Source organism: Inquilinus limosus MP06 (genome assembly GCF_000767795.1).
GTDB lineage: Bacteria > Pseudomonadota > Alphaproteobacteria > DSM-16000 > Inquilinaceae > Inquilinus > Inquilinus limosus_E.
Window position 1 is genome coordinate 1 of sequence record NZ_JANX01000299.1, and the last position, 7,447, is coordinate 7,447.

The 7,447-nt window shown below is 68.2% G+C and carries 8 protein-coding genes; all 8 read left to right on the forward strand.

What is annotated here, in order from left to right; genetic code table 11:
• Positions 1-1,149: ATP-binding protein (locus tag P409_RS20745; RefSeq protein WP_052121040.1), on the forward strand; the 1,149-nt coding region annotated here is incomplete at its 5' end.
• A 105-nt stretch (positions 1,150-1,254) separates the two neighbouring features.
• On the forward strand, positions 1,255-2,316 hold the full coding sequence (gene pstS / locus P409_RS20750; protein ID WP_081991664.1) for a phosphate ABC transporter substrate-binding protein PstS: 1,062 nt from the start codon (positions 1,255-1,257) through the stop codon (positions 2,314-2,316).
• 114 nt (positions 2,317-2,430) lie between these two features.
• Positions 2,431-3,327, forward strand: a complete 897-nt coding sequence (gene pstC, locus P409_RS20755; protein ID WP_034842982.1) for a phosphate ABC transporter permease subunit PstC — start codon at positions 2,431-2,433, stop codon at positions 3,325-3,327.
• Between the two features lie 4 nt (positions 3,328-3,331).
• A complete protein-coding gene (gene pstA, locus P409_RS20760) occupies positions 3,332-4,195 on the forward strand; it encodes a phosphate ABC transporter permease PstA (protein ID WP_034842967.1) in 864 nt (287 codons plus the stop codon).
• Between the two features lie 5 nt (positions 4,196-4,200).
• The gene (pstB, locus tag P409_RS20765) at positions 4,201-5,028 is read left to right on the forward strand and encodes a phosphate ABC transporter ATP-binding protein PstB (protein ID WP_152613463.1); all 828 of its coding nucleotides are present in this window, start codon (positions 4,201-4,203) and stop codon (positions 5,026-5,028) included.
• Between the two features lie 26 nt (positions 5,029-5,054).
• Positions 5,055-5,786: a phosphate signaling complex protein PhoU gene (gene phoU, locus P409_RS20770; protein ID WP_034842970.1), complete on the forward strand. Its 732-nt coding sequence runs from the start codon at positions 5,055-5,057 to the stop codon at positions 5,784-5,786.
• Positions 5,783-6,490 (forward strand): phosphate regulon transcriptional regulator PhoB, encoded by a 708-nt coding sequence (gene phoB / locus P409_RS20775; protein WP_088156985.1) that lies wholly within the window; start codon positions 5,783-5,785, stop codon positions 6,488-6,490. Before phoU ends, phoB begins: the two co-directional genes overlap by 4 nt.
• A 66-nt stretch (positions 6,491-6,556) precedes the next feature.
• On the forward strand, positions 6,557-7,138 hold the full coding sequence (locus P409_RS20780; RefSeq protein WP_052121044.1) for a class I SAM-dependent methyltransferase: 582 nt from the start codon (positions 6,557-6,559) through the stop codon (positions 7,136-7,138).
• Positions 7,139-7,447 lie beyond the last annotated feature (309 nt).

Genomic DNA, 7,447 nt, shown 5'->3' on the forward strand with positions numbered 1-7,447 from the left:
CGCCATGCCCGCGGCCGCGAGCGCAGCCTGGCGGTGGAGCTACAGACCGCGTCGGAGATCCTGGAGGCGCAGGACGACCCGATCCTGGTGCTGGCCGGCGACCGCAGCGTGCTGCGCGCCAACGAGGCCGCCGGCCGGCTGTTCGGCGATCGCCTTCTGGGCCGCGACATGGCCGAGGCGATCCGGCATCCGGAGATCATCGCCGCGGTCGACGCCGTCCTCGCCGGCGGGCCGGCGCTGACCGTGCCGCTGAACCTGCCGGTGCCGATCGAGCGCGAGTTCGAGGTGCGGATCCAGCGCTTCGAGCGGCGCGGCGATGCCGGCGAGCGCGAATCCGGCGACCGGCCCGAGCCGGCGCTGCTGGTCACCTTCTACGATCTCACCGCCTCCAAGCGGGTCGAGCAGATGCGGGCCGATTTCGTCGCCAATGCCAGCCATGAGCTACGCACGCCGCTGTCCAGCCTGATGGGCTTCATCGAGACGCTGCGCGGTCCGGCGAAGGACGATGCGGCGGCGCGCGAGCGCTTCCTCGGCATCATGCAGCAGCAGTCCGAGCGCATGTCGCGGCTGGTCAACGATCTGCTGTCGCTGTCGCGGATCGAGCTGGACGAGCATGTGCCGCCGACCGGCCGGGTCACCGTGGGCCCGCTGCTGCAGTCGGTGGCCGACGCGCTGGAGCTCAAGGCCCAGCGCAAGGCGCAGCGGCTGGAGCTCGACCTGGCGCCGGACCTGCCCGAGGTGGTCGGGGATTCGGACCAGCTGTACCAGGTGTTCCAGAACCTGGTGTCGAACGCCATCAACTACGGCCGCCAGGGCGGCGTGGTCGGCCTGTCCGCCCGCACGGTGGCGGAGGGGCGGCGGACCAGTCTGGTCGTCAGCGTCAGCGACCAGGGCGAGGGCATCGCCCGCGAGCACCTGCCGCGCCTGACCGAGCGCTTCTACCGGGTCGACCCGGCGCGCAGCCGTGCCGTCGGCGGCACCGGCCTGGGCCTCGCCATCGTCAAGCACATCGTCAGCCGCCATCGCGGCCGGCTGGAGATCGACAGCGAGGTCGGCCGCGGCAGCGTCTTCACCGTGCACCTGCCCGCGGCGCCGGGCGGCAAGGCCCCCGGCCGGCCGGTTCATAAAACTGTAACTGAACTGTCTTAAAAGCTTCGGTGGTGGCGACTTATAGCCTGCGCTCGGACACGGCACAGGCCGTCTGACCGGACGGCGCCTCAGGGGGGGCGTCGCACCCATCACAGGGAGATTCCCGTGAAGCTGTTTTCACGATCCATCCTCCGCGGCGCCGCGATCGGCGCGGCGCTCGCGCTCGTGGCGGGCGCGTCCCAGGCGGCCGACATCACCGGCGCCGGCGCGACCTTCCCGGCTCCCGTCTACGCCAAGTGGGCGGACACCTATAAGAAGGAAAGCGGCGTCGGCCTGAACTATCAGGCGATCGGCTCCGGCGGCGGCATCAACCAGATCAAGGCGAAGACCGTCACCTTCGGCGCCTCCGACATGCCGCTGAAGGCCGAGGATCTGGACGCCGCCGGCCTGGTGCAGTTCCCGATGGTCATGGGCGGCGTCGTGCCGGTCGTGAACATCCCGGGCGTCGAGCCGGGCAAGCTGGTGCTCGATGGCGACACCATCGCCGAGATCTATCTGGGCGAGATCACCAAGTGGGACGACGCCAAGATCAAGAAGCTGAACCCGGAGCTCAGCCTGCCGAGCACCGACATCGCCCCGGCCTACCGCGCTGACGGCTCCGGCACCACCTTCCTGTTCACCAACTATCTCTCCTCGGTGAACGCCAAGTTCAAGGACAGCATCGGCGCCAGCACCTCGGTGCAGTGGCCGACGGGCATCGGCGGCAAGGGCAATGCCGGCGTCGCCGGCGCCGTGCAGCAGACCGAGGGCGGCATCGGCTATGTCGAGTATGCCTACGTCAAGCAGAACAAGCTGACCTACACCAAGATGGTCAACAAGGACGGCAAGACGCTCGAGCCGACCCTGAAGACCTTCCAGGCCGCCGCCGCCAACGCGGATTGGGCCAACTCGAAGAACTACTTCGTCATCCTGACCAACCAGCCGGGTGCGGAGAGCTGGCCGATCACCGGCGCCAGCTTCATCCTGATGTACAAGCAGCCGCAGGATCCGGCGGCCGCCGCGACCGCGCTGCAGTTCTTCGCCTGGGCCTATGCCAAGGGCGTGTCGGACGCCGAAGGCCTCGACTACGTGCCGATGCCGAAGGCGGTCGTCGACATGGTCGAGAAGACCTGGAAGGACAACATCAAGGGCGCCGACGGCAAGCCGATCTGGACCGCGTCCAAGTGATCGCAGCCCGCCGTTGATCGATACGGCACCGTGCGGGTCGCTGCCGACCGCACGGTGCCGCCTGTTTCCGGGGCAAGGTGATTCATGGTGGACGCGACGTCGCAGAACATCGGAATGAGGATCGGCGCACATGTCGCCCGCCGCCAGCGCCTGGCAGATGCGGGCTTCCGGGTGGCCACGCAGTCCTTCGCCGTGCTGGTCCTGATCCTGCTCGGCGGGGCGATCGTGTCGCTGACCGTCGGCGCCCTGCCGGCGCTGCAGGCCTTCGGCCCCGGCTTCTTCCTGGACCCGACCTGGCAGCCCCCGAAGGAGATCTTCGGCGGCCTGGCGCCGATCTACGGCACGCTGGTGACCTCGGTGATCGCCATGATCATCGCCGTCCCCGTCAGCTTCGGCATCGCCATCGAGCTGCTGGCCGGCATCCCCAGCATCATCTACGGCATCTGGGGCTTCCTGGTGCTCGGCCCGGTGCTGCAGCAGACCATCCTGCCCTTCCTGAAGGCGACGCTGGGCCAGCTGCCCGGCATCGGCTTCCTGTTCTCCGGCGTGATCTACGGCCAGGGCATCTTCACCGCGGGCATCGTCCTCGCGATCATGATCCTGCCCTTCATCACCGCCATCACCCGCGACGTGTTCGAGACGGTGCCGCCCCTGCTGAAGGAATCGGCCTACGGCTTGGGCGCGACGACGTGGGAGGTGATGTGGAAGGTGGTGCTGCCCTACAGCCGCGCCGGCGTGGTCGGCGGCGTCATGCTCGGCCTGGGCCGGGCGTTGGGCGAGACCATGGCCGTCGCCTTCGTCGTCGGCAGCGCCATCAAGATCAACGCGTCGCTGCTGGCCCCGGGCACGACGATCTCCGCGACGATCGCCAACCTGGCCAACTCCAACCCCAGCGAGCTCTTGAACTCGGCGCTGCTGGCCCTGGGCCTGGCGCTGTTCGTCATCACCTTCATCGTCCTGTCGCTGGCCAAGCTTCAGCTGATGCGGCTGCAGCGTAAGGCAGGAGGCTAACGCCATGCAGATCGCAACCGCCCGCTACGCCCGCCGCCGGGCGCTCAACGCGACGATGCTGACCATCTCGCTGGCCGCGGCCATCTTCGGCCTGCTCTGGCTGGTCTGGATCCTGGCGACGCTCGTGATCAACGGCGTCGGCTCGCTGAGCCTGAACCTGTTCACGGAATCGACCCCGCCGCCCGGCTCCGACGGGGGCGGCCTGCTGAACGCGATCTACGGCAGCTTCATGATGACGCTGTTCGGCACGATCATCGGCACCATCGTCGGGATCATGGCCGGCACCTATCTGGCCGAGTTCGGCAAGACCAGCCGCCTCGCCGAGGTGATCCGCTTCGTCAACGACATCCTGCTCAGCGCCCCGTCGATCGTGATCGGCCTGTTCGTCTACCAGATCCTGGTGGCCGGGCTGTTCGGCCACTATTCGGGCTGGGCCGGGGCGACGGCGCTGGCGATCATCGCCATCCCGGTCGTGACCCGCACCACCGAGGACATGCTGCGGCTGGTGCCGAACAGCCTGCGCGAGGCCGCGTCGGCGCTGGGCTCGCCGCAGTGGAAGGTGGTGACCAATGTCTGCTACCGCGCCGCGCGCAACGGCATCATCACCGGCGTGCTGCTGGCGGTGGCCCGCATCAGCGGCGAGACGGCGCCGCTGCTCTACACTTCGTTCAGCAGCCAGTTCTGGTCCGCCGACATGTCCCAGGCGATCGCGAACCTGCCGGTGACGATCTACCAGATGACGCTGAACAGCACGGATCCGCGCTCGGTGGAGCTGGCCTGGAGCGGGGCGCTCCTGATCACCGTGACGATCCTCCTTCTCAACATCATCGCCCGGGCGCTTTCCTCGCTCGGCAGCAAGCAGGGCTGACGGCCATGACAGGCAACGGTGCTCAGGTGACGACGCTCGACATCAATGTCGAGCGCCCCAAGGACCTCGGCCGCGACCTTCGCGAGAAGATCTCGGTCCGCAACCTGTCCTTCTTCTACGAGGACCACGAGGCCCTGAAGAAGATCAACCTGCCGCTCTACGAGCGCTGCGTGACCGCCTTCATCGGCCCCTCGGGCTGCGGCAAGTCGACCCTGCTGCGCATCCTGAACCGGATGTACGACCTGTATCCGAAGCAGCGCGCGGTCGGCGAGGTGCTGCTGGACGGCGAGAACATCCTCGGGCCGAAGCAGGACCTGAACCTGCTGCGCGCCCGGGTCGGCATGGTGTTCCAGAAGCCGACGCCGTTCCCGATGTCGATCTACGACAACGTCGCCTTCGGCATCCGGCTCTACGAGAAGCTGGACCAGGCCGAGATGGACAGCCGGATCGAGGCGGCCCTGCGCCGCGCCGCGCTGTGGGACGAGGTCAAGGACAAGCTGAAGAAGAGCGGCACCAGCCTCTCCGGCGGCCAGCAGCAGCGCCTGTGCATCGCCCGTACCGTGGCGATGCGGCCGGACGTGCTGCTGCTCGACGAGCCGACCTCGGCGCTCGACCCGATCTCGACCGCCAAGATCGAGGAGCTGATCGACGAGCTGAAGACCGACTACACGATCGCGATCGTCACCCACAACATGCAGCAGGCGGCCCGCGCCGCCGACTTCACCGCCTTCATGTATCTTGGCGAGCTGGTCGAGTTCGGCGAGACCTCGGAGCTGTTCACCAGCCCGAAGAATGAGCGGACGCACAGCTATATCACCGGCCGCTTCGGCTGAGCACCGGGTCAGGAAGGGTCCGCGTCATGGCTAACGAACACATCGTCAAATCCTTCGACCAGGAGCTCGAGGCCCTGCGCCGCACCATCGTGCAGATGGGCGGCCTGGCCGAAAGCCAGCTCGAACTCGCCATCCAGGCGGTGGTGCGCCGCGACGCCGACCTCGCCGGCCGGGTGATGCGCAGCGACGAGCAGATGGACGCGTATGAGAACGCGGTCGACGCCGCCGTGGTCCAGATCCTGGCGCTGCGCCAGCCCTTCGCGGGCGACCTGCGCGAGGTGGTCTCGGCGCTCCGCATCGCCTCGGACCTGGAGCGGATCGGCGACTACGCCGCCAACATCGCCAAGCGGTCCCTGGCCCTGGCGCAGGTGCCGGTGGTCCGCCCGGTGGCGACGCTGCCGCGCATGGGCCGGATGGTGCAGCAGATCATCAAGGACGTGCTCGACGCCTATACCGAGCGCGACCTGGACAAGGCGCTGGCGGCCTGGCGCCAGGACGAGTCGGTCGACGACCTCTACACCAGCCTGTTCCGCGAGACCCTCACCTACATGATGGAGGATCCGCGCAACATCACCCCCTGCACCCATCTGCTGTTCATCGCCAAGAACATCGAGCGGATCGGCGACCACGCCACGAACATCGCCGAGCTGATCCACTTCCAGCTCACGGGCAAGCCGGTGAAGGATGTGCGGCCGAAGGGCGACGCCACCTCCTTCACCGTCGTCACCCCCGAGGCCAAGCCGGAGGACAATGCATGAGGGCCGGCATCCAGCCGCTGGTTCTGGTGGTCGAGGACGAGGTCGATCTCGTCACTCTCCTGACGTACAACCTCGAGCGCGAAGGCTTCCGCGTCCTCGCCGCCTATGACGGCGAGGAAGCGCTGCTGCTGGCCAGCGAGCAGCGGCCGGATCTCGTGCTGCTCGACTGGATGCTGCCGCATCTCTCCGGCATCGAGGTCTGCCGCCAGCTGCGCCGCGGCGCCAAGACCCGGGACATCCCGGTGATCATGCTGACCGCGCGGGGCGAGGAGGGGGATCGCGTCCGCGGCCTCGATTCCGGCGCCGACGACTACGTCGCCAAGCCGTTCTCGACGCCGGAGCTGATGGCCCGGATCAAGGCCGTGCTGCGCCGGACGTCACCGTCCAGCGCCGGAGACGTGCTCAGCTACGCCGATCTCAGCATGGATCTCGGCGGCCACCGCGTCCGCCGCGGCAACCGCGACGTCCATCTCGGCCCGACAGAATTCCGCCTGCTGCGCCACTTCATGCAGCATCCGGGCCGGGTGTTCAGCCGCGAGCAGCTGCTCGACATCGTCTGGGGCCACGACGTCTATGTCGAGCCGCGAACCGTCGACGTGCACATCCGCCGCCTGCGCAAGGCGCTGAACGACGAGAGCGAGACCGACCTGATCCGCACCGTCCGTTCCGCCGGCTATTCGCTGGACGTTCAGGCCCAGGTCTAGCCCGCGCGTCGCGGAACCCTCTGCGAAAACTGGCGTTTGTCCTGACAAACGGCACGGAGATGTCGCATGAGCAAGGATTCCTGGCTGTACTTGCGGTTGTGGTTCCGCTCGCCGCTCAAGGTCGCGTCCTGGGCGCCCTCCGGCCCCGCCGTGGCGAAGGCTTTCGCCCGGCATGTCGACCCGCGCTGCACTGATCCCGTGCTCGAGCTCGGCGCCGGCACCGGCAGCCTCACCGAGGGGCTGCTGGCGACCGGGCTGCCGCCCGAGAAGCTGATCCTGGTCGAGAAGATGCCGGAGTTCTGCACCGTTCTGCGCCAGCGCTTTCCCGGCGTCACGGTGCTGGAAGGCGATGTGGCCGAGATCGGCCCGATGCTGGACAAGGCGGGCATCAAGCGCTTGTCGCTGGTGGCGTCCAGCCTGCCGATCATCTGGTTCCCGCTCGACCTGCAGCGCCGCATCATCGACACCGCCTTCGCCCGTATGGGCCGGTCGGGGCGCTTCCTGCAGCTGACCAACCAGATCCTGTCGCCGCTGCCGCGGCGCAAGCTGGGGCTGCAGGGCCGCATGGTCGATTTCGTCTGGCGCAACATGCCGCCGCTCGGCGCCTGGAGCTACCGCCGCCCCGCGGGCCTCGTCGACGCGCACTGAGGCCGAGTCCCTTCCGAATTCCAGTGCCGTCATTGCGAGCGTAGCGAAGCAATCCAGGGGCCGGTGCGCACTGGCCCCTGGATTGCTTCGTCGGCTTCGCCTCCTCGCAATGACGGCGATAGGCGTTCCGAAAGGCTCTGAGAGGCGCGGCCGCCAAAGAAAAAGCCCGCGCCACCCTTCGGCGGCGCGGGCTTCTTCTTGTCGAAGGCCCTCAGTTGCCCGGCGCGCTCGGCACGAACCAGCCGGTGGGCAGGCCGTTGGCCTGGCGGCGCGGCTCGCTGGCATCCGCGACCTGCTGCGGCTGGGCGC

What these genes read in the sequence shown, in the direction of transcription:
- phoB (WP_088156985.1), top strand. Translation starts at nt 5,783, where the DNA reads ATGAGGGCCGGCATCCAGCCGCTGGTTCTGGTGGTCGAGGACGAGGTC.
- pstB (WP_152613463.1), top strand. Translation starts at nt 4,201, where the DNA reads ATGACAGGCAACGGTGCTCAGGTGACGACGCTCGACATCAATGTCGAG.
- phoU (WP_034842970.1), top strand. Translation starts at nt 5,055, where the DNA reads ATGGCTAACGAACACATCGTCAAATCCTTCGACCAGGAGCTCGAGGCC.
- P409_RS20780 (WP_052121044.1), top strand. Translation starts at nt 6,557, where the DNA reads ATGAGCAAGGATTCCTGGCTGTACTTGCGGTTGTGGTTCCGCTCGCCG.
- pstA (WP_034842967.1), top strand. Translation starts at nt 3,332, where the DNA reads ATGCAGATCGCAACCGCCCGCTACGCCCGCCGCCGGGCGCTCAACGCG.
- pstC (WP_034842982.1), top strand. Translation starts at nt 2,431, where the DNA reads ATGAGGATCGGCGCACATGTCGCCCGCCGCCAGCGCCTGGCAGATGCG.